General features: G+C 41.7%; 1 protein-coding gene. It reads left to right on the top strand.

The window, feature by feature from the left end:
* Window positions 1-133 precede the first annotated feature (133 nt).
* On the top strand, window positions 134-429 hold a 296-nt coding region (locus tag Q0954_RS34520), incomplete at its 3' end, for a hypothetical protein (RefSeq protein ID WP_299466791.1).

The raw sequence follows: 429 nt of genomic DNA, 5'->3' as shown, positions 1-429 counted from the left end.
TAGCCTTTGAACTTATACGCCTTGTTTTGGGCGATCCATTTTTTTTTTGAGTATACCGCTTTCACCTTTGCTTTACCCCCCAAAATCCCTATTTTAGCCCACCCAACCACTTGTACATCCTTTTTGCAAACTCATGGGAGACAAATACAAACCTCGATACGCCAGTAAATCTGGCAAACAAAGCAATAGTCGGCAAAGCATCAGCCCTCAAGAGTATCAAAAGCGCCTTGAGTTTTATAAAAAACGGGCTGAGGAACAACAGCGTGAACTCGAAGAACGACTCAAGCAAGAGCAGTTAGAAAAAGAAAAGCAAGCTCAAGAAGGGCAAAAAATGCCTTTGGCAAAAGACGTTAACGACAAGCAAGGCAACCCCACCAAACAAGAAGATGTTCCTTTTCATAAACTTACCTCATCCGAACAATTTGAAAT

The organism is uncultured Microscilla sp. (assembly GCF_947493425.1).
Taxonomy (GTDB): Bacteria; Bacteroidota; Bacteroidia; order Cytophagales; family Microscillaceae; genus Microscilla.
The sequence above is the reverse complement of the archived record's forward strand: the minus strand, read 5'-3'. Positions and strand labels throughout refer to the sequence as shown.